Genomic DNA, 22,487 nt, shown 5'->3' with positions numbered 1-22,487 from the left:
GTCGGGCTCTCAAATCAGATTTTCAGAAGTTCGTTGAAGGCGCGGGCGCGGCGGGTCACTTCGGCGGTGCTTTGGGCACCAAACAAGCCGTGGACAACCGCCAGCAGGTCGACACCATGGGCCACCAGCGGGGCGGCGTTGTCGAGGGTGATGCCGCCAATCGCGCAGATCGGCAGGTGCAGTGTGCGTTTGGCCTCGTCGAGCAGATCGAGGCTGCAACTCGGTGCGCCGGGTTTGGTGTTGGAGTTGAAAAAGCGGCCGAAGGCGACATAGCTCGCGCCTTCTTTGGCGGCTTGTTCGGCCAGTTCGAGTTGCGCGTGGCAGGTCGAACCGATGATGGCCTTGGAGCCGAGCAGAGCGCGGGTCGGCGACAGTGGGCCGTCGGTCTGGCCCAGGTGCACGCCGACGTTCAGGCGCGCGGCCAGCTCGGCGTCATCGTTGATGATCAACTGCGTCTTGTAGCGCTCGCACAGGTCACGCAGGGCTTCGGCCTCGCGCAGGCGGCGGGCCTCGTCGCTGCTTTTGTCGCGGTATTGCAGCAGGGTGACGCCGCCTTCCAGCGCCGCCTCCACGTACGACAGAAACTTGCCCGCCAGCAGTGTGCTGTCGGTGATGGCATACAGGCCACGTAGTTTCATCAGGCAGACCTCACGACGTTACGAGCAAAAATCCAGCGGCAGGCGACGCGGCACGAACTGGCCTTTGCCCAGTTGTTCGGCATCGCGCAGGGTGCGCCAGGTGTAATCCAGTGCCGTGCGTACAGCGCTGGCGAGATTTTCACCTTGGGCCAGACGACCGGCGAGGGCGCTGGCCAGGGTGCAACCGGAACCGTGATAACTGCCTGGCAAACGCTGGCAATAGAAGGTTTCACGCAGGCCATCACGGCTGTACAGGCGATTGTGGATTTCAGTTTCGTCGCCATGGCCGCCGGTGATCAGCAGGTTTTTGACGAACGGCAACAGTTTTTCAGCGCACTCGTCCGCAGTGCCTTCGGGCAGTTCAGCGAGGATCCGCGCTTCCGGCAGGTTGGGGGTGGCAATGATCGACAGCGGCAGCAGACGCTCGCGCATCGCATAACCGACTTCGTCCTTGCCCAGGCGCCCACCGCCACCGGCACGCAGCACCGGGTCGCAGACCACCGGCAGGTGCGGGTGCGCCGAAAGCAGTTCGACCACGGTGTCGACCATTTCCAGCGAACCGAGCATGCCCAGTTTGACGGCGGCGACTTCGGAGTCGTTGAGCACGGCATTGGCCTGGGCCAGTACCCACTCACGGTCGAGGACGCGGAAGTCAGTGACGTTGACGGTGTCTTGCACGGTCAGGGCGGTGACGGCCGGAGCCGCATGGCAACCCTGCGCGAGCAGGGCTTCGATATCTGCCTGCAAGCCGGCGCCACCACTGGGGTCGTGGCCGGAGAGACAGAGGACAACGGGGCGGGAGCTGTAGATATTCATGGTGCGCGAGCTTACCACCAAACCTGTTTTTGGGGTGTCGTGACGGTTAATACATTGTGGCGAGGGGGCTTGCCCCCGTTCGACTGCACAGCAGTCGCAAACGCTGGTGACCAAGATCAAATGGGGCTGCTTCGCAACCCAACCGGGGCAAGCGCCCTCGCCACAAGTACTCGCCGCTGCGCGTTATTCGAAAAGCTTGACCAAGCCAACAGCTCTAGCCCGCTGCTTTGCTCTGAAACGCCCGTTCTAGAGCCTTTGTCGTGAAAATTTTAATGGTGCTTAATGGCCATCAACGGCTATGCTAGTCTGGATCCAAACCAATAACAGGTAATACCGGTTTTACGTCTACTCAAAGGGAATGGGGGGCTTCCTGACACAACCGGACGAGCCACGCTGGGGCTTCAATGCGCTATTTGCTGATGTTGCTGTTCTGCTTGCCCCTCCTCGCAAGCGCCGTCGAGTTCGACGAAAATACCCAGAGCCTTCCCCTGGGCCGCGCCTTGCAGGTGTTCGAAGACCCGACGGGTCAGGCGAGCATCGCCGACGTCCGCGCTCAAGCGGCGGCAGGCAATTTCAAACCCCACGATAAAGCCACGCTCAATGCCGGTTACTCGCGTTCGGCGTTCTGGCTGAAGATCGACCTGCATTACCGTCCGAACAATCCGGCCGCACAGCGCACCTGGCTGCTGGAGCTGGCGTACCCGCCGCTCGATCACCTTGATTTGTACATGGCCGATGCCAATGGCGACTATCGCCTGATCCGGCAAACTGGCGACGCCTTGCCGTTCGCCAGTCGCGAGATCCGCCAGAACAACTACCTGTTCGACCTGAGCTTCGCCCCCGACCAGCAACAGACCCTGTACCTGCGGCTGGCCAGCGAAGGCTCGATCCAGGCGCCGGTGACGTTGTGGTCGAGCACCGCGTACCTCGAAGACCAGCCGGTTCGCCTGTATGTGCTGGGGATCATTTACGGCGTGCTGCTGGGGATGCTGGTCTACAACCTGTTCATTTACCTGAGCGTGCGCGACACCAGCTACCTTTATTACATCTTCTACATTGCCGCGTTCGGCCTTTATCAACTGTCGGTGAACGGCGCGGCGGTCGAGTATTTCTGGCCGGACAATCCGTGGTGGGCCAACGCCGCCACACCGTTTTTCATCGGCTGTGCGGGGTTGTTCGGCAGCCAGTTCGCCCGCAGTTTTCTGCAGACCAAAAACCATAGCCGCTGGCTCGACCGGCTGCTGATTGCGCTGATCGCGTTCGGCGCCCTGGTGGTCGGCCTGTCGCTGATGACCAGTTATGCATTGTCGCTGCGCCTGGCGACCCTGCTGGCGCTGACTTTCACCGTGGTGATCTTCGCCGCCGGGGTCCTCGCCTGGTGGCGCGGCCTGCGGGTGGCGCGTTATTTCATCATTGCCTGGTCGGCGTTTTTGCTCGGCGGCATCGTCAATACGCTGATGGTGCTTGGCTTGCTGCCGAACGTGTTCCTGACCATGTACGCCAGCCAGATCGGTTCGGCGATTGAAGTGGCGCTGCTGTCGCTGGCGCTGGCCGACCGCATCAATGCGATGCGCGAGCAGCAGGCACAAACCCTGTTTGATGCCGGGCAGAAGCTCGAAGTGCTCAACCAGCAACTGGCCCACAGCAACAAGCTCAAGGATGAATTCCTCGCGACCCTGACACACGAATTGCGCACGCCGATGAACGGGGTGATCGGTTCGCTGGAGTTGATGCAGACCGTCGAGCTGGAACCTGAGCTGGAGCAGTACCAGCAAACCGCCGCCGGTTCCGCCCGGGACATGATGCGCATGGTCAACGGCATCCTCACCCTCACCGAACTGCAGGCTGGCAAGCTCAAGGCGACACCGGGCAGCTTCAGCCTGCGCGCGGTGGTCGAGGCCTTGCGCGTGCAGTTCGACGGCAATGCGGCGAGCAAGTCGCTGGACTTCAAGGTCGAGGTGCTGCCGACCCTGCCGGACCGTTTGCACGGCGACAGCGCCAAACTGGCGCAATGCCTGGAGTGCCTGCTGGACAACGCGATCAAGTTCACCCGTGTCGGCGGTCTGGCGCTGCGGGTGACCGGCAAACCGTCGGCGGACAACCGCTTGGCGCTGTCGTTTGCAGTGATCGACACCGGCATCGGTTTCACCGATCTGGGCGAGGCGACGATGTATCAGCGCTTCTTCCAGCTCGACGGTTCGATGACCCGCGAATACGGCGGCCTCGGCGTGGGGCTGGCGATCTGTCGGCAACTGGTCGAGCTGCTCGGCGGCAAGCTCACCCATCGTTCCGAGCCCGGGCGTGGCAGTCGTTTTCAGCTGGACGTCGAGTTCGAACTACCGGTGGTCGAAGCCGCGCCGAGCCCGGTCCCGCCGCATGACCGCGTCCGTGCGCCACAGGATTGCACGGTGTTGCTGGTGGACGATAACAGCGTCAATCAACTGGTGATGCGCGGCATGCTGCTCAAGCTCGGTTTCCGCGTGCGTACGGCGGACAATGGCGCGGCGGCGCTCGATTGTCTGCAACGGGAAACCTTCGATGCGGTGCTGATCGATTGCCAGTTGCCCAGCCATGAAGGCGCTTCGCTGTGCTGCCAGATCCACGCTTTGCCGGGCTGTGCCAATGTGCCGGTGTTCATGCTGGCTCTGGGCGCAGATCGCGAGCAGTGCGCGCCCGGCACTCGCATCGATTACCTGAGCAAACCGGTGAAATTCGAAGACCTGCAAACGGCGCTGGAGCGTCGGGTACTCAGCGCATAATAGGGTGAAAGCGCCGACAGTTCGGCGTATATGACACTTTGATCAGCCACGGGCCGGTGCTTAACTGAATCCCTTGGCTGACCAAAGGAGCCCCGTCATGAACCTGCATCAGTTCGCCGAAACCCACGAAGTCACCAATCAGCCGCCGTCGCTGGATGGTGCCAACCTGTACCGCATCGATCTGCCGCTGCAGGAGTGGTCGCGCCGTTTCGGCGCCGGTTGGGCCGAGTCGCGGATCGATGCCTACGGCGCGCTGGCCGGCGGTCCGTTGATGGAAGCGGGGTTCCTCGCCAATCAGAACAAACCGCTGTTCGTCAGCCATGATCGCTACGGCCATCGCATCGATCTGGTGGAGTTTCATCCGGCCTATCACGAGCTGATGCGCACCGCGATCGAACACGGCCTGACCTCGTCACCCTGGACCCATCCGCAGGACGGCGCGCACGTCGCCCGCGCCTCGATGAGCTATCTGCACAGCCAGGCCGAGGCGGGCAGCGGTTGCCCGTTGACCATGACCTTCGCCAGCGTGCCGGCGTTGCGTTTGCAACCGGATCTGGCCGAGCTGTGGCTGCCGAAAATCCTCGCCACCGAATATGATCCGCGCAACGTTGGTATGGCGCACAAGGCCGGTGTGACCATCGGCATGGCGATGACCGAAAAACAGGGCGGCACCGACGTGCGGGCCAACACCACCAAGGCTTATCCGGTCGGCGCCAGTGGCCCGGGCCAGGCGTATGAACTGGTCGGGCACAAGTGGTTCTGCTCGGCACCGATGTGCGATGCGTTCCTCACGCTGGCGCAGACCGACAAGGGCCTGACCTGCTTCCTGCTGCCACGCCATCGTCCCGACGACACGCGCAACCAGTTCTACATTCAGCGTTTGAAAAACAAACTTGGCAACCAGTCCAACGCTTCCAGTGAAGTGGAGTTTCGAGGTGCCCTGGCGTGGATGGTCGGCGAAGAAGGGCGCGGGGTGCCGACCATCATCGAGATGGTGGCGATGACCCGTTTCGACTGCATGGTCGGGTCCAGCTCGCTGATGCGTCAGGCGCTGACCCAGGCCAGCCACCACTGCGCGCACCGCAAGGTCGGCGGCAAACTGCTCAGCGAGCAACCGTTGATGCAGAACGTACTGGCCGACCTCGCTCTGGAAAGCGAAGCCGCGCTGGCCTTGAGCCTGCGCATGGGCCAAGCGCTGGATCATCTGGATGATCGCCACGAGGCGCAATTCGCCCGGTTGGTGACAGCGGTGGGCAAGTACTGGATCTGCAAGCGCGCACCGGCCATGATCAACGAAGCCGCCGAATGCATGGGCGGCGCAGGGTATGTCGAAGAGAGCATTCTGCCGCGGCTGTACCGCGAAGCGCCGGTCAACTCGACGTGGGAAGGCTCGGGCAACGTGCAGTGCCTGGACGTGTTGCGCGCGCTGTCCAAAGAGCCGGGTGTGCTCGATGTGCTGTTCAGCGAGTTGGGCGACGGCCATGGCGACAAGCGTCTGGCGGCGCACATCCAGCAGTTGCAGGCGCAGTTCAAGGACACCAGCGATATCCAGTACCGCGCGCGGCAGTTGACTGAAGATATTGCGCTGGGGCTGCAGGCCAAGTTGTTGCTGGAGGCGGGGAATTCGGCGGTCAGTGATGCTTTCATTGCCAGTCGGCTGAGCGGCGGCGGTCGCGTCTATGGCGCGTTGCCGCGTGGGCTGGACGTCGAAGCCATCGTTGCGCGCTCGACTCCGCAAGGGTTCTGACCTCATACAAAATCACCTGTAGGAGCTGCCGAAGGCTGCGATCTTTTGATCTTGCTGTTTATAAGATCAAAAGATCGTAACCTTCGGCAGCTCCCACAGGGATCGTAGGTGACCCATATATTGTGCGGTTGCCAACATGCCACTGTTCCCGTGAGACCACGATGCAGGCAAGATGAAGCTCTGCAAGTCAGAACACAGGAAGCTGATCGTGACCGAAGCGTTTATTGTCGTTCAAACCGCCGAACAAGCCGTGGACCGTCTGGCCGAGCTGCATGAGCGGGCCACCACTGCGCTGAACTCGGCGCTCAAGCGTTACCTCAAGGATCGCGTCGAGCCTGACGCCGAACAGCGTGCTCTGTTTCGTTATCCCGAACTGCGTCTGACCTACCTGTGCCAGGGCGAAGTCCCGCAGACCACCCGCGCCTACGCCAAGGTGCAACTGCCGGGCACCTACAGCGTCACCGTCACCCACCCCAAGGCGTTCCGCAAATACCTGCTGGAACAGCTGGTGCCGTTGATGCACGACTTCACCGTGACCGTGGAAGTCGGCGTCAGCCAGCAGAACATTCCGTACCCGTACGTGGTCGAGCAGGGCGATGAACTGGCCGGCTCCGGCGTCACCGCTGCGGTGCTGGCGCGGGTGTTCCCGAGTACCGACCTGTCCGCCGCCACCGATGGCATCGCCGACGGTCTCTACGACTGGGAAAACACCGATCCGCTGCCACTGGCACTGTTCGACGCTGCGCGGGTCGACTTCTCCCTGCGCCGTCTGGTGCATTACACCGGCAGCGACTGGCGCCATGTGCAGCCGTGGATCCTGCTGACCAACTATCACCGCTACGTCGATCAGTTCATCGTCCATGGCCTGGAACAACTGCGCAAAGACCCGCGTTTCGTGCGCATGGTCCTGCCGGGCAACGTGATCATCGAGAAGAGCATGGATCACGGCGAAGCCTCGGCGATTGCCGCTGGCGTGGTCTGGCACCGCTACCAGATGCCGGCCTATCACCTGATCGCCAGCGACGGGCATGGTGTGACCCTGGTCAACATTGGTGTCGGCCCGTCCAACGCCAAGAACATCACCGACCACCTGGCGGTGCTGCGTCCGCATTGCTGGCTGATGATCGGCCACTGCGGCGGCCTGCGTCAGTCGCAGACCATTGGTGATTACGTGCTGGCTCACGCCTACATGCGTCGCGACGGGATTCTCGACCGCGTGGTGCCGCCGAACATTCCGATCCCGGCGCTGGCCGAGGTGCAGCTGGCGCTGCAACAAGCGGCGGCCAATATCACCGGGGAAAAAGGCGAAGAGCTGAAAAAACGCCTGCGCACCGGCACCGTGCTGACCTACGACGATCGCAACTGGGAACTGCGCTGGGCCCAGGAGCGTCCGTTGATCAACCTGTCCCGCGCCGTGGCCGTGGACATGGAAAGCGGCACCATCGCCGCCCAGGGTTATCGCTTGCGGGTGCCGTATGGCACGTTGCTGTGCGTCTCGGACAAACCGCTGCACAGTGAAATCAAGCTGCCGGGCTCGGCCAACGCGTTCTACGAGCGTGCGGTCAGCCAGCACTTGAAGATCGGCATCGAAGCGGTGGATCTGCTGCGCACCGAACTCAACTCGCTGCACTCGCGCAAACTGCGCAGCTTCGACGAGCCGCCGTTCCGTTAACGGTTAGTCGTGGTCATTTGGCGGTCGGGGCACTAGCATTAGCAGCCCTGACCGTTAGATGTTCTTTTCGCCATGTCCCGTCCCCCGCGTCCACCTTCCCGTCGCCCTGGCGTGAAGCCTCCGTCTTCCTCTGCGCGCCGTGTCGCCAAGGCGCCGCCGGCCGAGCCGAAGCTGATCCTGTTCAACAAACCGTTCGATGTGCTGACGCAATTCAGCGACGAAGGCGGGCGGGCGACGCTCAAGGATTTCATCGACATTCCCGGGATTTACCCGGCCGGACGCTTGGACCGCGACAGTGAAGGTCTATTGCTGCTGACCAACGACGGCCAGTTGCAGGCACGGATTGCCGATCCGAAACACAAACTGGCAAAGACCTATTGGGTGCAGGTCGAAGGCGTGCCCACGACCGAGCAATTGCAGCGTTTGCGTGACGGCGTTGAGTTGAACGACGGCATGACCCTGCCTGCCGAAGCGCGGCAACTGGATGAACCCGAGTTGTGGCCGCGCAATCCACCGGTACGCTTTCGCGCGACGATACCGACTTCATGGTTGGAACTGGTGATCCGCGAAGGGCGCAATCGTCAGGTACGGCGGATGACCGCCGCGGTCGGGCTGCCGACGTTGCGGCTGGTGCGGGTGAGGATTGGCGACTGGACGATCGATGGGCTCAATCAGGGGCAATGGAAAGAAGTGCCGGCGCGCTTATAGAACGCCGGATTCGATCAGGCCGATCACCACACTCTTGATGATGAACGCGGCCACGCCCAGGCCCAGTACGAAGAACAGAATGAACGAGCCGAAGCGCCCGGCCTTGGATTTCTTCGCCAGATCCCAGACGATGAAACCCATGAAAATGATCAGGATGCTGACCAGGCCAGTCATCATCCACTCTTCGAATACTGCAGGATCCATCGGGCATCTCCGGCGCGCAGGGGGCAAAAAGGGCGCGGCGAGTATACGTCAAGGGCGCGAGGCGAGGCATTGATCTGCGTCGGTGTGCCGCAGTCATTGGTCGCCTGTGCCTGCTCGCGAAGGCGGTTTCAACTGCGCAGATGAGTCAGCGGCAATTCAGTGCTGTTGAGCACCTGGTTCAGCACAAAACTCGAACGCACGCTGGTCACCCCTTCAATCCGGGTCAAATGCCCCAGCAGCAGCTTCTGATAATGGTCCATGTCCGGCACCACCACTTTCAACTGATAGTCGGCATCGACGCCGGTCACCAGGCTGCATTCCAGTACCTGTGGCAAGGTACGGATCGCCGCTTCGAAGTTTTCGAAACGTTCCGGCGTGTGCCGGTCCATGCCGATCAGCACGTAGGCGGTCAGGCTCAGGCCGAGCATCTTGCGATCGAGCAGCGCGACCTGGCGTGAGATGTAGCCGTCGTCCTCCAGTTGCTTGACCCGGCGCGAGCAGGGCGAGGGCGACAGACCGATGCGCTCGGCCAGTTCCTGGTTGGAGATGCGGGCGTCGCGCTGCAATTCAGCCAAAATACTCAGGTCGTAACGGTCGAGTTTGCTCATGAATCTGTCCTTGTTTGTAACTATTGCGGCGGATTATCTATCCATGGTTAAAAATTGCGCAAGTAGTGTTTATTTGAGCAATCTTCGCAATCCTCTGTCGCGGCTCCCGGCCTATTCTTATCACCAGAATCACTGCTCGGTAACACAGTCCACTGCGGCCCGCCCAATCAGGCCCGCCGCGGCCGCCACCCCCACCGGGGATGTGCCGGCCCCCGAGCTGCACACTGTCCAGAAGACGGCGTGAGGTGAGCCGACGTCAAAAGCGTCGAGCCAGGACGAAGTTCTCTAGAAGGGAGGCCGACGGGTCTCCCTTTTTTCTTGCTTGCGATTTTTGTGCCTTGGCGCACGGCTATCCTCAATAAATAAGTTTCGTGACTGATAACCTGTCGCAGAACCCGGTGTGTGTATTCCCGGTCTTAGTTACAAGCCCTCTTACTACCCGCAGTGAGGAAAAGCATGAAGTCGCGCATCTGGCGTCTGGCCGGTGTTGGTTTGCTGTGTGTGAGCGTCAGTGCGCAAGCGCTTGCCGACGAGCCACAGAATCGTGGCCCCGACAATAACGGGCACGGTGGTGAACATCAGGGTAATCAGGGGCGTGGCGGCGAGCGTCAGCCCCACGGGCAGAACAATCCGCCGCCGCAAAATCAGCCGCGGCCGCAGAACAACGAGATCATTCGTGGCGACAACAGCCGCCAGTTCGAACACAACGGCCAGCAACGCAATAATAACGGTCAATGGCAAAACAACGGTCAGTGGCAGAACCAGAACCGCGCGCCCAACCCGCCAGCTCCGGTTCATCAGGCGCCACCGACGAACAACCTGCCGATCCAGCCACGGCCCGACACCGTGCGTCAGACCCAGGAGCCGCGTCAGGGTTACTACCGCGACGAGCGTCCGCAGAATGGTTACCACAACCAGCAATGGCAAACCGGTAACCGGCCCAATGACAATCGCTGGCCGGGTCGCCCGGACGGACATGGCAACGGTTGGGGCCCAGGCCCGCAATACCGCCCGGGGCATGTGATCGACCGGTTCCCGGATCGCGAATACCGCGTGCCGTATCGAGGTCAGGATTATTTCTTCTCCGGCGGCTACTGGTATCGCCCGCAAGGGCCGCGCTACATCGTCGTGCAGCCGCCAAGGGGCATCCGTATTCAGTATCTGCCGGACTATGCCCGTGAAGTGTGGATCGGCGGTGCGCTGCTGTTCCTCGCTGCCGGTTCCTACTATGCGTATCAGGAAGCCACCCAGGATTACGTGGTGGTCGAGCCGCCGGTGCAGCAACCGCCGCAACCGCAATCCCAGGGTTACGACGTCGAGGCCTACCCGGCCAACGGTCAGTCACCGGAACAGGTCCAGCAGGACGGTTACCAGTGCTACCAATACGCGGTGCAGCAAAGCGGTTTCGATCCGCGTACCGCGACGTATCAACCAGCGCCCGAGGTGGTGCAGGCCTACCGTCAGGCTCAGGGCAATTGCCTGAGCAGTCGCGGTTATCAGGTCCAGTAAGAGCAGCTACGAGCTGCAAGTTTCCAGCTACAAGCTACAAGCTACAAGCTTGAAGCTTGCGGCTCGTGGCTTGAAGCTGCTTTTATCGGGTCAGCGTGCACCAGCACCTCGGCTCGCGGGTAGGCGGCGTGAATCGCATCCGCTGCCTGATCGCTGATGCCGTGAGCGACTGACAGGGTCAGTTCACCCGGCAACTCCAGATGCAACTGCACGAACCAGTGATTGCCCGAGATCCGCGTGCGCAGATCATGCGCGCCCAGCACGCCGGGTACACCGCAGGCCAGTTCGAGCATGTGCTGACTGACGTCCGTTGGCAGCTCTTCATCCATCAGCACCGAAAAACTTTCCCGGGCGATCTGGATCGCACTCCACAAAATGTACCCGGCAATCCCCAGGCCGAACCACGCGTCCAGTTGGTGAAAGCCCATGCCGGCGAGGATCAGCGCCAGTAAAATACTGCCGTTGAGCAGCATGTCCGAACGGTAGTGCAGGGAGTCTGCGCGCACGGCGTTGGAGCCGGTCTGCTTGATCACCCGATGTTGCAGCGTCAGCAGCGCGGCGGTCAGCAGCAGGGAGAATACGATCACGCCGATGCTCAGCCACGGCGCGCCCAGCGGCTCCGGTTGCTTGATGCGCTCATACGCCTGAAAGGCAATCAACACCGCACTGCCACCGATGAACAGCGCCTGCGCCATGCCCGCCAGCGATTCAGCCTTGCCGTGGCCGTAACGGTGATCATCATCGGCCGGGCGCAGCGCGTAATGCACCGCCAGCAGATTGAGCAGCGAGGTGACGCCGTCCAGCGCCGAGTCGGTGAGGCCGGCGAGCATGCTCACCGAACCGCTCAGCCACCAGGCGATGGCTTTGGCGACGATCAGCGTGCAGGCCACCGCCACCGAGGCGCGGGTTGCCAGCCGCAGCAGGCGGGCATGTTCGGGGCTGGTGGTCATGTCATTTCCTTATGCTGCTGGTTGCAGGCCAAACATCGCCAGTTGTTGAGTGCTGCCCTTGTGCTGGATCAGGCGTGGGTCGTCCAGTGGCAGATTGCGGCCCAGCTCAGTCTCGAGAATAGCCTGCAACTTGAGGTTATCGACCTGACCGTCCGGGCCAATAGCTTGTTTGAGTTTGGCCGGATCGACCTGCGCTGTGTGGCCCGGTTCGAAATAGATCGCGCCAGTGGTGAAGTCGACCGCGAACGCGATCAGGCCGGGAATCACGTAGAAAAGCAGACCCACGGCGTCGAGCACGGCAATCGCCGGGTCAATCTTGCCATCGATCTGCCCGCGCCGGTCCGGGTAGAAAATCGAACCGCACGCAGTGAGTTGAGTGAGCAGGGTAGCGACCAGTACACCGCCGATCAGGCGAGAAGGTAAGCGCATGGGAAATGTCTCCTGAATCATCAAATAACGAAGCGTCGTTGTGTGAAGTTAAGACCCTGACGAATGCCAAGCAGTTCGCCGTTATACTCGCCCTCGGCAGGGCATGCCCACAGTAAATTGCGGCCTCGTCTCACCCCACCGAAATACGTTGAGGATTGAAGTTGTTTTCTCCAGATCGACACCGCGTGAAGGCTGATGAATCCTGTCGGGGTTCGGCCCTCCGGGCTAAAGCTGTGAGCGCGCCATGCTGCGTTGCGGAACTTGGCAAGGAAACGGCCCTTATCTGCGTCCCGCGCCTTGCCTGCCACGCTCACAGCTTTAACGCGACTCGCAATTTACTGTGGGCACGCCCTGGGGAGCCAGCATGATTTCTTTGCCGATCGATGAAGTTTTACCCGCGCTGCGTGAAGCCTTGGCGACACGCCACGAAGCCGTGCTCGAAGCACCGCCCGGCGCCGGTAAAACCACCCGCGTGCCCCTGGCCTTGCTCGATGAAGCGTGGCTGGCCGGGCAGACCATCCTCATGCTCGAACCGCGCCGTCTCGCCGCGCGCGCGGCGGCTGAGCGACTGGCCAGCGAACTGGGCGAGAAGGTTGGCGAAACCGTCGGTTATCGCATCCGCCTCGACAGCAAGGTCGGCCCCAACACGCGCATCGAAGTGGTCACCGAAGGCATTCTCACCCGACGCCTGCAGGACGATCCGGCGCTGGAGGGCGTGGGCCTGCTGATCTTCGACGAATTCCACGAACGCAGCCTCGATGCCGATCTGGCCTTGGCCCTGAGTTTGAACGGTCGCGAGTTGTTCCGGGCTGAACAGCCGCTGAAGATTTTGCTGATGTCCGCCACGCTTGAAGGCGAACGCCTGTCCGGGTTGCTCGATGATGCGCCGATCCTGCGCAGCGAAGGCCGCATGTACCCGGTGACGATGCGCTGGGGGCGGCCGTTCCAGCCCGGCGAATACATCGATCAACGCGTGACCCAGACCGTACTTGAAGCCCTGCACGATGAAACCGGCAGCCTGCTGGTGTTCCTTCCGGGGCAGGCGGAAATCCGTCGCGTGCATCAACAATTGGCCGATGCCATTGGCGAGCGCAGCGATGTTTTGCTGTGCCCATTGCACGGCGAACTGGACCTCAACGCCCAGCGCGCCGCCATCGACCCGGCCCCGGCCGGTCATCGCAAAGTGGTGCTGGCGACCAACATCGCCGAGACCAGTTTGACCATCGACGGCGTGCGCGTGGTGATTGATGCCGGGCTGGCGCGGGTGCCGCGTTTCGACCCCGGCAGCGGCATGACCCGACTCGATACCCAGCGTATTTCCAAGGCCAGTGCTACGCAGCGCGCCGGCCGGGCGGGGCGTCTGGAGCCGGGTGTGTGTTATCGCTTGTGGTCGCAGGATCAGCACGAGCAACTCGCCGCTTACGGCAGTGCGGAAATTCTTTCGGCGGATCTGGCGAGCCTCGCGCTGCAGCTCGGACGTTGGGGCGTGACCCCGGGCGAACTGGTCTGGCTGGATGTGCCACCGGCGGCAGCTTATGCCCAGGCGCAGGATCTGTTGCAGCGCCTCGGCGCACTCGAAGGTGAAGCGCTGACTGCGCACGGTCAGGCCATGGCCGAGCTGCCGGCGCATCCGCGCATCGCCCATCTGTTGCTGCGCGGTCAGGCGCTGGGGCTGGCGAACATGGCGTGCGACGTCGCGGCACTGCTCGGCGAGCGCGACATTTTGCGTGGTGCCGGCGCGGATCTGCACAGCCGATTGGTGTTGCTCTCCGGAGAGGAGCGCGCGGCGCGCGGTGCTCAAGGTGGCGTGCAACGGGCCCGGCAACTGGCGCGGCAGTATCGCGGTTACTTGCGTGGCAAGGCGAGCGAGCCGGTCAGCGACCCTGATCACCCGCGCTGGCTCGGTGCATTGCTGGCGCTGGCCTACCCGGACCGCGTCGCCCAGCAGCGTCGCGCCGGTGGCGCTGAGTATCGTCTGGCCAATGGACGCGCTGCGCTGTTCGCCGAAGCCGACAGCCTGATGAAGGAACCGTGGATTGTGATCGCTGATCTCGGCAGCCGTCAGGGCCAGCGCGAGGAACGGATTTATCTGGCGGCGGATTTCGATCCGGCGCTGTTCGATTCAGTGTTGGCCGAGCAGGTGAGCGGCGTCGATCAACTGGACTGGGACGAACGCGAAGGTGTGCTGCGCGCCGAGCGTCAGCGCAAGGTCGGCGAACTGATCCTCAGCCGCGAACCGTTGACCGGTCTTGATGAAAATGCGCGCAGTCAGGCGTTGGTCAATCTGGTGCGGCGCAAAGGTCTGGAGTTGCTGCCGTGGACGCCGGAGCTGCGTCAGTGGCAGGCGCGGGTGGCGTTGTTGCGCCAGTTGGAATTGAACAATCAGGACGACAGCCAATGGCCGGATGTCAGCGATGCAACGTTGCTGAACACCCTCGAGCATTGGTTAATGCCTTACTTGGGCAAAGTCTCGCGGCTCAGCCATTTCGCCAATCTGGACCTGTCGAGCATCGTGCGCAATCTGCTGCCGTGGCCGTTGCCGCAAAAGCTAGATGAGCTGGCGCCGCATCATTTGAGCGTGCCGTCGGGGTCGTCGATTCGCCTGGATTACAGCGAGGTTCCGCCGATTCTCGCGGTGCGTTTGCAGGAGCTGTTCGGGCTGGCGGATACGCCGCGCATTGCCGGCGGGCGGCAGGTGGTCAAGTTGCATCTGCTGTCGCCAGCACGGCGCCCGGTGCAGGTGACACAGGACCTGGCCAACTTCTGGCGCAGCACCTATGCCGAGGTGAAGAAGGATCTGAAGGGGCGCTATCCGAAGCATTACTGGCCGGACGATCCCTTGGTCGCCGAAGCCACAGCACGGGCAAAACCTCGGGGCACTTGAGCAGCAATGGCAGCGCGCCATTAGCCCATCCGCCCTAATTGCCCCTGTTCGGGCTGCCTCCTAAAGTGGCGGCCCGAACAATAACAAGTTGCTGCCTGGCAACGTGTACCCAAGGAACGGAACTGCTCATGTCATCTTTCTTCAAGTTCAAGAAGTTGATCTTCTTGTCGGCTGCGCTGCTGTTCGCCTTCAATTCGGCAAATGCCGAAGAGCCCAACCCTGTAGGCGACTGGTGGATTATCTACGGCAATGGCGTGGCCCAAAAAAACATCATGTACGTCGCCGATGCCACGTCGGTGGTGCCCTCGGAAAAAACCAAAGGCGCGACCATGGTCGCGGTGACCCTGGTTTATGAAGAGCCCGGCAAACCGATGATCGACGTCTACAACCTCGAAGCCCAGTGCTCTACGGGCAAAGTGCGCTTTATCAATGGTCAATCCGTCGAGCGTCTGGCTTACACCCTGCGCCATCTGAAAGTTGCCAATCAATGGCAGACCCCGAAAGAGTTCTGGGTACAGCAAGCGCTGAAGTTTGCCTGTGCGCCGGGCAGTCGAGCTAAAAACGACATGGCCGCCGTGGGCAAGATGGAATACCTGCAGATGATCGAGATGCTGCAGCAGATGTTCTTCAAACTCGCACCGATTCAGGAAAAGAGCCACATGATGGACAACATCGACAGTCTGCTCGAACTGAAAAAATAAGGCGGGACAGCCAATGACTTACATACGCTTATTGATGACCACTCTGTTGGCCGCCTTGCTCTTGACTGGCTGTTCCACTATTGCGCAAAGCCGCTGGGAAGGGCGTGATATGCAGGAAGCGCTGGACTTGTTCGGCAAACCCGATTCGATGCAAAAGGAAACCGGCCCGAACGGCGAACCCTTGGCCGTGCTGACCTGGTACAAGTCCGCGAGCTGGACCACCACCGAAGCGGCCGGGACATCGATGACCCATACCGGTAATGGCATGGTGTACACCGAACACTATCAACAAGTCGGGCACAGTTCCGATTGCAAATTGCAGGCGAAGATCAACCAACAAAAGAAGATTGCGCAGTTCCTGATCGAAGATGGACGAATTCTTCATGGCAAGTGCACCAATGTCAGGTATGTCCCCGGTTATATTCCCCCAGGAATGTGAGCGGTCTTCGCGGTCAGTTGTTCGCTAAGTCAGGGGCTACAACGCTGTCAACGTCGAAGGTGTCAGGTGATATTGACAATTACTGGCCGGATGATCCGTTGGTGGCGCAAGCCACTGCACGGATCAAACCTCGCAAGTGAGCCTTGCTGCCCGGTCTCGCCCGGGCAACGGCTGCCATTGATCAGGCCTCGCCGTACAGGTTTTGTGCAGCACTGCGTCGATGCTTGATGCTGTGGCATATCCACACCAACGCAATCCAGACCGGAATTGCGTAGACCGCCATCCGGTTCACGGGATCCATCAGCATGACCGCCACAATGAACACCATGAAGGCCAGACAGACATAGTTGCCGTAGGGATACCACAGCGCCTTGAACAGGGGCGTCTGCCGGGTCTCGTTCATGTGCTGGCGAAATTTTCCATGGGCCAGGCTGATCATCGTCCAGTTGATCACCAGCGTCGCAACCACCAGCGACAACAGCAATTCCAGCGCATGCTGCGGGATCACGTAGTTCATCACCACGGCGATCAAGGTCACCGCCGCCGTTGCCAGGATCGAGCGTACGGGGACGCCGCGTTTGTCGATCTTGACCAGGCTTTGGGGAGCGTCACCCTGCTCGGCCAGTCCGAGCAATATGCGGCTGTTGCAATAAGTGCCGCTGTTATAGACCGACAGGGCGGCGGTGAGGACGACGAAATTGAGAATGTGCGCGGCGGTCGTGCTGTCGAGCATTGACCACACGCGTACGAACGGGCTGCCACTGTAGGTATCGCCCGTGGCATTGAGCGAAATCAGCAGGCTGTCCCACGGCATCAATGACAACAAGACGACGAGTACGCCGATGTAGAAAATCAGGATGCGGTAGATCACCTGATTGATGGCCTTGGGGATCACGCTGCGGGGCTGTTCGGCTTCGGCTGCAGTAAAACCGAGCATTTCCAGGCCGCCGACTGACAGCATGATAACGGCCATGGACATTGCCAGTCCGCCCCATCCATGGGGGAAAAAACCGCCGTGTTGCCACAGATTGCTCACCGACGCCTGTGGCCCTCCATTGCCGCTGACCAGCAGATAACTGCCCATGGCGATCATCCCGATCACCGCCAGGACCTTGATGATGGCGAACCAGAATTCCGCTTCGCCGAACACTTTGACGTTGATCAGGTTGAGCGCATTGATCAGCACAAAGAACACGGCGGCCGATACCCAGATCGGTATCTCGGGCCACCAGTAGTGCACGTACTTGCCGACGGCCGTCAGCTCGGACATGCCGACCAGGGTGTACAGCATCCAGCAGTTCCATCCCGACAGGAAGCCGGCGAATCCGCCCCAGTATTTGTGGGCGAAGTGACTGAAAGAACCGGCAACGGGTTCTTCCACGATCATCTCACCCAATTGCCGCATGATCATGAAGGCGATCAAACCGCAGATTGCGTAGCCGAGGATCATCGAAGGCCCGGCCAGTTTGAGTGCTCCCGCCGAACCCAGGAACAGCCCCGTGCCCACGGCCCCACCCAGGGCGATCAATTGAATGTGTCGATTTTTCAGGCTGCGTTTCAGTTGGCCTGAGTGCGCATGGGGTCCGCTCATGAGAAAGAACTCTCGCAAGGTTGCATGAGTGTTCGCGGGGTGCTTGCGAGGGGCAGGGCAGGCCGTTGCCATGACACGCCGGTGCAAGTAGCGGGAGAGAGGGGCTTTTCCACAGTCATACGGATTCTGATCCTTCAGATTATTTCTATTTTTATCAAAAAGTTAGATCGGTTTTTCAGCGCGGTCGACGGCGGTTTTGCGCGTGCTGTCGCTAGAAATCTATTGGAAGAAACATATTTCTATCTGTTGAATTTGTAAATGGGGGGTGGTATCTAATGCATCGCACATGGACATGCCAACGATTCCAGGGACGTGAGGAGTGATGACTGTGATGGGCTGCAATGCAGAAGGAACATTTGATTTCGTGGTCGGCGCCGATGCCGATCCGGCACGCTATTTTTCAGCGGCGGCGCACGACATTCGGGCACAACTGCTGAGCGAAGGCGCGGTGCTCATTCGCGGTGCCAATCCGTGCAAGGATCCTGAGGTGTTCGAACGGGCGGTTGGCGCGCTGGGTTTTCAGACCCGCGATTACGTCGGTGGCAGCTCTCCACGCTCGACGATCCAGGGCAAGGTCATGGAGGCGACCCGCACCCCTCCCGACTGGTCGGTGATCCTTCATCAGGAAATGGCCTATGTAAAAAATCCACCGCAGATCATCGCCTTTGTCTGCGTCGAGCCGGCGAGTCGGGGCGGTGAATCCGTGGTCGGGGACATGCGTAAACTGGAGCAGTTGGTTGATCGTTCCACCTTGGAGCAACTGACCGAACGTGGCCTTAAATTGCGCCGAACCTTGCCCGGCGAGGCGCGGGTGCATCTCAAACCCGGAGTGAAGAAAAGCTGGCAGGAGACATTCTCCACCACCAGCACCGCCGAGGCAGAAGTGCTGTGCCGGGCGCGTGGCTGGGACTTCGAATGGAGCGGCGACGACCTGATCCTCTGGCAGGACTGTATCTCCCCGATGCGTCGGCACCCGCGCAAAGCGGCAGACATCTGGTGCAATCAAGCGCACTTCTGGGGCGCAGCCGCGATGATCGAATGGGCGCGTATCGACGGTCGTGAACAGGACGCCAGTGAACTGGCCAAGGCGCAGCGCAACAGTCCGCAATTGTTGGAAGCGATGTGTTTTGGTGACGGCGAACCCTTGCCGGAAGACCTCACCCTCGAGCTGTTCCACACCGTCAGAAGTGTTGAGCAAGATGTCGATCTGGGGGCGGGCGATATTTTACTGCTCGACAATTTCCAGTACGCGCACGGTCGGCGCGCGTTTTCGGGCAACAGGACAATCAACGTGATCATCGCCAATTGGGCCGATGGTCAGGCACACGTAGCTCAGGGATGAAAAGATGACAATTCAGGAAAAAAACTTCACGTCGGACAGCACCTTTGTACTGACCCCCGGCACCGATGTCAGTCTCCAGGACTTGATCAAGTATTCCCGTCCCGGGAAACAGGTGGTCGCCTCGCAAGCCACCCGGCAACGGGTTCAGGCATCGCGAGAGGCCCTGGAAAACCTCGTCGCACAGGGCGCGGTGATTTATGGCGTGAACACCGGAATGGGCGGATTCGTTGATCATCTGGTGCCGATCGAGAAAGCCCACGAGCTTCAATCGAATCTGATTCAGGGTGTCTCGACCAACGTTGCCGAGCGATTCCCGGACAGTGTGGCCCGGGCAACGATGTTTGCGCGAATCGTGTCCCTGTCCCGTGGCAACTCGGCGCTCTCGCTGGAGAATTTCGACCGCTACATTGCCATCTACAACTCGGGCCTGATTCCGGAAATTCCGAGCAAGGGGTCTCTGGGTACCAGTGGCGACCTGGGGCCGCTGGCCGCTGTCGCCCGGATGCTGACCGGCGACGGCTTCGCCTACCTTGACGGTGCCCGGATTCCGGCGGCGCAAGCGCTCGAACAGCTGGGCCTGGCGCCGCTCCATTTGAGTTACAAGGAAGGGCTGGCGCTGATCAATGGCACGTCCTGCATGGTCGCGGTCGCGGCGATGAATGTGGTTGAGGCCCGCGAACTGCTTGAACAATACACCTCGATTTCCGCCTTCTCCTTTGAAGCGTTGCAAGCTCGGGTGCGTCCTTTCCACCCTGATGTTCACCAGTTGAAACCGCACCTGGGCCAGCAAAAAATTGCCGAGGCCATCTGGGCCGATCTTCAAGGTTCGGAACTGGCGATTGACGATCTTGAACTTTCTTCGCAACTGAGCGCCCTGCGCACCGACCAGGTGCGCCAGGAAGACATGCCCATCGAAGATGCCTATTCCATTCGCTGCACGCCGCAGATCCTCGGGCCGGTGCTGGAAACCATCGAGTTCGTGGAGCGTGTGGTCGGCAACGAACTGAACTCATCAAACGACAACCCGCTGATCACCCCTGAAAACGGCCAGGTCTTTCACAATGGGCACTTTCACGGGCAGTACATCGCCTCAGCCATGGATTACCTGACGATCTCGGTCATCACCCTGTGCAATCTTTCCGATCGGCGGATCGATCGCTTCCTGACCAAAGCCAACAGCAATGGCCTGCCGTCATTCCTGTGTGCGGAAAACGGAGGCCTGCGATTCGGCCTCATGGGCGGGCAATTCATGTCGGCATCCCTGACGGCAGAAAACCGTTCGCTGGCCACCCCCGTCTCGATCCAGACCCTGACTACCACGGGCGACTTCCAGGACGTGGTTTCGTTCGGCCTTGTCGCCGCGCGTCGTGTGACCGAAGTGCTGCAGAACACCCGTTACGTCCTGGCGTTCGAGTTGATCTGTGCAGCCCAGGCGGCCGATATCCGCGGCAGCGCCAAACTCGGGCCAAAAGGCCGTGAGTGGCATGCGCGGGTGCGTGAACATATTCCGTATCTGGATCGGGATGTGGCATTGACCAGCTATCTGGAAGCGATCGTGGCCCAGGTACTGGGGGGACACAGCCGATGAACTCGCCAGCAAAGGGCAATCTGTTCGCAACGGCGGTCACTGAGAGTGTCCGGCTGCACGCCAATGAAAATCCGTTGGGTGCGTCCGGCCTGGCCCTGCATCTGTGCGCGTCGATGCCGACGCTGCTCAGCGAATACCCTGAAGTCACTTACAAGTCCCTGCGCTCGGCGATCGGCGAGCGTTGGCGCGTTGATCCCGAGCGTGTGGTGGTGGGGGCTGGCTCCGATGAGCTGATCGATATTGCGTTGCGCAGCCTGTTGAAGCCGGGCAGTTGCATCGTGACGCAGCAGCACGCCTTCAAGATGTACAAAATCCGCTCGGCATTGCTGGGGGCTGACTATAGCGAGATTGCCCCGAGCGCCAGCGGCGACTATGAGGCTGCACTGAAGCTTGCCCTGGAGAACAAACCGGACGTGGTGGTGCTGGTCAATCCGTCCAATCCACTGGGTGACTATCTGTTGCCATCGCAGTTGTTATCGCTGGTTGCGCTGATTCCGCCGAGTACGACCGTCATCGTCGATGAAGCCTACGCAGAGTTTGCGCCGGACCGGGAAAACACGGCGGGCATTCAGATCGTCAACACCCGGGAAAACTCGATATGTCTGCGTACCTTTTCCAAGGCCTACGGCATTGCCGGTTTACGCCTCGGCTGGGCTTATGCGAGCGCCGATCTGCTGCCGGCACTGCAAGCGCGGCGTGCGCCGTACAACGTCAGTTCGTTTTCCGCCCTGGCCGGCGAATACGTCCTGCAGGACTCCGATCATCTGGACAAGACCGCCGCGTATTGTCAGGCATGGGGGCAGGCAATCGTCAGCCTGTTCAAGGCCCATGGCATCGAAGCCAGGAGCCAGTACGTCAACTTTGTTTTCGTCGAGTGCGGCAGCCAACAACGCTGCCAGGACTTGTATGAGTACCTGGAGAGTGAGGGCTTTCTGACGTCGCGGTTGACCGACTATGGCCTGGATACGTGCCTGCGGATCTCGTTCGGAAACCAGGCCCAGATGACCCGGTTGTGCGATGTACTGAAGCCAAAACTGCAAACCATGGAGCTCGCCTGAGGCCAGCCGGGCATGGCGGCCCTCGGCGATTGCACAGGGCTTGCAACGTAAAATCAGTGAGACCTTACCTGAGGTAAAAATGAGCCAGACGCTGCCCTTGTTTCACGCTGAACCGTACTTGAAGCAACTGGACTGCCAGGTCGATCGGCTTGAGCGCGACGACGCCGGCCTGCCTTTCGCACTCCTTGGCAAGACCGTGTTCTACCCCCAGGGCGGCGGGCAGCTGGGGGATCGGGGTGTGCTGAACATCCCGGTCGCCGGGGAGGGTGGGGCGCTGCGCACGCTGGAGATCGTCGCAACGAAAAAAAGGGATGACCAGATCAGGCATTACCTGAGCATTGACGACGAAGCCTTCACGCACCTGCAGACGCGGTTGATCGGCCAGCAGGCGACCGCCACGCTGGATTGGTCATTGCGATATCATCAGATGCGTGTTCATTCAGCGATGCATTTGATCCATTGCATGCTTGAGCAGACGCTCGGGCGAGCGATTGCGCATCCGGTCCGTTCGCCGTTGAGCGACGAGGGTGGGGAGAATCAATACGAGTTTGTCGGTGAGTTCGACGAAGACGATCTGAGGCGGGCGACAGACGCCTTGAATGAGTTTTGCTCTGCAAGTCATGACATTCGTACGGAAGCGGATATCAGCCAGGGACAGGGATTTCGTTGGTGGCAATGCGAAAACTGGTCAATCCCCTGTGGGGGCGTTCATGTGCGTAATACGCAAGAAATAGGCGTGGTGACTTCCAGTATGAAGATCAAGAAAAATACGACCAGAGTGGTTGTCACTCTGTCGGCAGAGGCTGAAGAGCTTGGATAGCAAACGAGCGTTTGGCGCATTCCT

The 22,487-nt window shown here is 60.7% G+C and carries 19 protein-coding genes; 12 read left to right on the top strand and 7 right to left on the bottom strand.

Annotated features, from left to right (window positions below; genetic code table 11):
- Positions 1-14: 14 nt before the first annotated feature.
- Entirely contained in the window at positions 15-638 is a 624-nt protein-coding gene (thiE, locus tag KKQ10_RS21255; protein ID WP_127651185.1) for a thiamine phosphate synthase, read from the bottom strand.
- An 18-nt stretch (positions 639-656) separates the two neighbouring features.
- A complete protein-coding gene (locus KKQ10_RS21250; protein WP_007960553.1) occupies positions 657-1,454 on the bottom strand; it encodes a hydroxymethylpyrimidine/phosphomethylpyrimidine kinase in 798 nt (265 codons plus the stop codon).
- Between the two features lie 404 nt (positions 1,455-1,858).
- Between KKQ10_RS21250 and KKQ10_RS21245 the strand changes: the two genes are divergently transcribed.
- From KKQ10_RS21245 to KKQ10_RS21230, 4 genes are all read left to right on the top strand, one after another.
- On the top strand, positions 1,859-4,213 hold the full coding sequence (locus KKQ10_RS21245) for a hybrid sensor histidine kinase/response regulator (RefSeq protein ID WP_215502206.1): 2,355 nt from the start codon (positions 1,859-1,861) through the stop codon (positions 4,211-4,213).
- A 97-nt stretch (positions 4,214-4,310) separates the two neighbouring features.
- Positions 4,311-5,960: an acyl-CoA dehydrogenase family protein gene (locus KKQ10_RS21240; RefSeq protein ID WP_215502205.1), complete on the top strand. Its 1,650-nt coding sequence runs from the start codon at positions 4,311-4,313 to the stop codon at positions 5,958-5,960.
- Positions 5,961-6,132: 172 nt separating this feature from the next.
- Positions 6,133-7,632: an AMP nucleosidase gene (gene amn / locus KKQ10_RS21235; RefSeq protein ID WP_164747922.1), complete on the top strand. Its 1,500-nt coding sequence runs from the start codon at positions 6,133-6,135 to the stop codon at positions 7,630-7,632.
- Between the two features lie 72 nt (positions 7,633-7,704).
- Entirely contained in the window at positions 7,705-8,340 is a 636-nt protein-coding gene (locus KKQ10_RS21230; RefSeq protein ID WP_252191701.1) for a pseudouridine synthase, read from the top strand.
- Here the strand turns inward: KKQ10_RS21230 and KKQ10_RS21225 are convergent.
- On the bottom strand, positions 8,335-8,544 hold the full coding sequence (locus KKQ10_RS21225; protein WP_127652409.1) for a DUF2788 domain-containing protein: 210 nt from the start codon (positions 8,542-8,544) through the stop codon (positions 8,335-8,337). The two genes, KKQ10_RS21230 and KKQ10_RS21225, sit on opposite strands and share 6 nt — an antisense overlap.
- Before the next feature lie 128 nt (positions 8,545-8,672).
- The gene (locus KKQ10_RS21220; protein WP_007909658.1) at positions 8,673-9,152 is read right to left on the bottom strand and encodes an Lrp/AsnC family transcriptional regulator; all 480 of its coding nucleotides are present in this window, start codon (positions 9,150-9,152) and stop codon (positions 8,673-8,675) included.
- A gap of 456 nt (positions 9,153-9,608) precedes the next feature.
- On the opposite strand from KKQ10_RS21220, the gene KKQ10_RS21215 reads away from it, so the two are divergent.
- A complete protein-coding gene (locus tag KKQ10_RS21215; protein ID WP_215502204.1) occupies positions 9,609-10,661 on the top strand; it encodes a DUF6515 family protein in 1,053 nt (350 codons plus the stop codon).
- Between the two features lie 41 nt (positions 10,662-10,702).
- On the opposite strand, the gene KKQ10_RS21210 is transcribed toward KKQ10_RS21215, so the two are convergent.
- Entirely contained in the window at positions 10,703-11,611 is a 909-nt protein-coding gene (locus KKQ10_RS21210; RefSeq protein WP_127652411.1) for a cation diffusion facilitator family transporter, read from the bottom strand.
- Positions 11,612-11,620: 9 nt separating this feature from the next.
- Positions 11,621-12,040, bottom strand: a complete 420-nt coding sequence (pmcY, locus tag KKQ10_RS21205) for a periplasmic Zn2+ metallochaperone PmcY (protein ID WP_025108718.1) — start codon at positions 12,038-12,040, stop codon at positions 11,621-11,623.
- Positions 12,041-12,404: 364 nt separating this feature from the next.
- On the opposite strand from pmcY, the gene hrpB reads away from it, so the two are divergent.
- The 3 genes from hrpB to KKQ10_RS21190 all read left to right on the top strand — a co-directional run bounded on the left by hrpB (position 12,405) and on the right by KKQ10_RS21190 (position 16,064).
- Complete coding sequence (gene hrpB / locus KKQ10_RS21200) at positions 12,405-14,924, top strand: ATP-dependent helicase HrpB (RefSeq protein ID WP_215502203.1); 2,520 nt, start codon at positions 12,405-12,407, stop codon at positions 14,922-14,924.
- Positions 14,925-15,052: 128 nt separating this feature from the next.
- Entirely contained in the window at positions 15,053-15,625 is a 573-nt protein-coding gene (locus tag KKQ10_RS21195; RefSeq protein ID WP_215502202.1) for a hypothetical protein, read from the top strand.
- Positions 15,626-15,638: 13 nt separating this feature from the next.
- Positions 15,639-16,064 carry a hypothetical protein gene (locus KKQ10_RS21190; protein WP_215502201.1) on the top strand — a complete coding sequence of 142 codons (426 nt, stop codon included), beginning with the start codon at positions 15,639-15,641 and terminating at the stop codon, positions 16,062-16,064.
- 181 nt (positions 16,065-16,245) lie between these two features.
- Here the strand turns inward: KKQ10_RS21190 and KKQ10_RS21185 are convergent, their stop codons facing one another.
- Positions 16,246-17,655: an amino acid permease gene (locus KKQ10_RS21185; RefSeq protein WP_215502200.1), complete on the bottom strand. Its 1,410-nt coding sequence runs from the start codon at positions 17,653-17,655 to the stop codon at positions 16,246-16,248.
- 331 nt (positions 17,656-17,986) lie between these two features.
- On the opposite strand from KKQ10_RS21185, the gene KKQ10_RS21180 reads away from it, so the two are divergent.
- The 4 genes from KKQ10_RS21180 (at position 17,987) to KKQ10_RS21165 (ending at position 22,463) form a co-directional block, all read left to right on the top strand.
- Positions 17,987-18,997 (top strand): TauD/TfdA family dioxygenase, encoded by a 1,011-nt coding sequence (locus KKQ10_RS21180; RefSeq protein ID WP_252191700.1) that lies wholly within the window; start codon positions 17,987-17,989, stop codon positions 18,995-18,997.
- Positions 18,998-19,001: 4 nt separating this feature from the next.
- Positions 19,002-20,585 carry a phenylalanine aminomutase (D-beta-phenylalanine forming) gene (locus KKQ10_RS21175; protein ID WP_215502199.1) on the top strand — a complete coding sequence of 528 codons (1,584 nt, stop codon included), beginning with the start codon at positions 19,002-19,004 and terminating at the stop codon, positions 20,583-20,585.
- Entirely contained in the window at positions 20,582-21,643 is a 1,062-nt protein-coding gene (locus tag KKQ10_RS21170) for a pyridoxal phosphate-dependent aminotransferase (RefSeq protein ID WP_215502198.1), read from the top strand. The genes KKQ10_RS21175 and KKQ10_RS21170 overlap by 4 nt, the downstream gene beginning before the upstream one ends.
- A 79-nt stretch (positions 21,644-21,722) precedes the next feature.
- Entirely contained in the window at positions 21,723-22,463 is a 741-nt protein-coding gene (locus KKQ10_RS21165) for an alanyl-tRNA editing protein (protein WP_215502197.1), read from the top strand.
- Positions 22,464-22,487 lie beyond the last annotated feature (24 nt).

The organism is Pseudomonas sp. MG-9 (assembly GCF_018729515.1).
GTDB classification, from domain to species: Bacteria; Pseudomonadota; Gammaproteobacteria; order Pseudomonadales; family Pseudomonadaceae; genus Aquipseudomonas; species Aquipseudomonas serboccidentalis.
The sequence above is the reverse complement of the archived record's forward strand: the minus strand, read 5'-3'. Positions and strand labels throughout refer to the sequence as shown.

Excerpts from the sequence above, each read along its gene's own strand:
- amn (WP_164747922.1), top strand. The coding sequence starts at position 6,133 with ATGAAGCTCTGCAAGTCAGAACACAGGAAGCTGATCGTGACCGAAGCG.
- KKQ10_RS21245 (WP_215502206.1), top strand. The coding sequence starts at position 1,859 with ATGCGCTATTTGCTGATGTTGCTGTTCTGCTTGCCCCTCCTCGCAAGC.
- thiE (WP_127651185.1), bottom strand. The coding sequence starts at position 638 with ATGAAACTACGTGGCCTGTATGCCATCACCGACAGCACACTGCTGGCG.
- KKQ10_RS21220 (WP_007909658.1), bottom strand. The coding sequence starts at position 9,152 with ATGAGCAAACTCGACCGTTACGACCTGAGTATTTTGGCTGAATTGCAG.
- pmcY (WP_025108718.1), bottom strand. The coding sequence starts at position 12,040 with ATGCGCTTACCTTCTCGCCTGATCGGCGGTGTACTGGTCGCTACCCTG.
- KKQ10_RS21250 (WP_007960553.1), bottom strand. The coding sequence starts at position 1,454 with ATGAATATCTACAGCTCCCGCCCCGTTGTCCTCTGTCTCTCCGGCCAC.
- KKQ10_RS21180 (WP_252191700.1), top strand. The coding sequence starts at position 17,987 with ATGGGCTGCAATGCAGAAGGAACATTTGATTTCGTGGTCGGCGCCGAT.
- KKQ10_RS21225 (WP_127652409.1), bottom strand. The coding sequence starts at position 8,544 with ATGGATCCTGCAGTATTCGAAGAGTGGATGATGACTGGCCTGGTCAGC.
- KKQ10_RS21195 (WP_215502202.1), top strand. The coding sequence starts at position 15,053 with ATGTCATCTTTCTTCAAGTTCAAGAAGTTGATCTTCTTGTCGGCTGCG.
- hrpB (WP_215502203.1), top strand. The coding sequence starts at position 12,405 with ATGATTTCTTTGCCGATCGATGAAGTTTTACCCGCGCTGCGTGAAGCC.
- KKQ10_RS21215 (WP_215502204.1), top strand. The coding sequence starts at position 9,609 with ATGAAGTCGCGCATCTGGCGTCTGGCCGGTGTTGGTTTGCTGTGTGTG.
- KKQ10_RS21210 (WP_127652411.1), bottom strand. The coding sequence starts at position 11,611 with ATGACCACCAGCCCCGAACATGCCCGCCTGCTGCGGCTGGCAACCCGC.
- KKQ10_RS21185 (WP_215502200.1), bottom strand. The coding sequence starts at position 17,655 with ATGAGCGGACCCCATGCGCACTCAGGCCAACTGAAACGCAGCCTGAAA.
- KKQ10_RS21175 (WP_215502199.1), top strand. The coding sequence starts at position 19,002 with ATGACAATTCAGGAAAAAAACTTCACGTCGGACAGCACCTTTGTACTG.
- KKQ10_RS21170 (WP_215502198.1), top strand. The coding sequence starts at position 20,582 with ATGAACTCGCCAGCAAAGGGCAATCTGTTCGCAACGGCGGTCACTGAG.
- KKQ10_RS21165 (WP_215502197.1), top strand. The coding sequence starts at position 21,723 with ATGAGCCAGACGCTGCCCTTGTTTCACGCTGAACCGTACTTGAAGCAA.
- KKQ10_RS21240 (WP_215502205.1), top strand. The coding sequence starts at position 4,311 with ATGAACCTGCATCAGTTCGCCGAAACCCACGAAGTCACCAATCAGCCG.
- KKQ10_RS21230 (WP_252191701.1), top strand. The coding sequence starts at position 7,705 with ATGTCCCGTCCCCCGCGTCCACCTTCCCGTCGCCCTGGCGTGAAGCCT.
- KKQ10_RS21190 (WP_215502201.1), top strand. The coding sequence starts at position 15,639 with ATGACTTACATACGCTTATTGATGACCACTCTGTTGGCCGCCTTGCTC.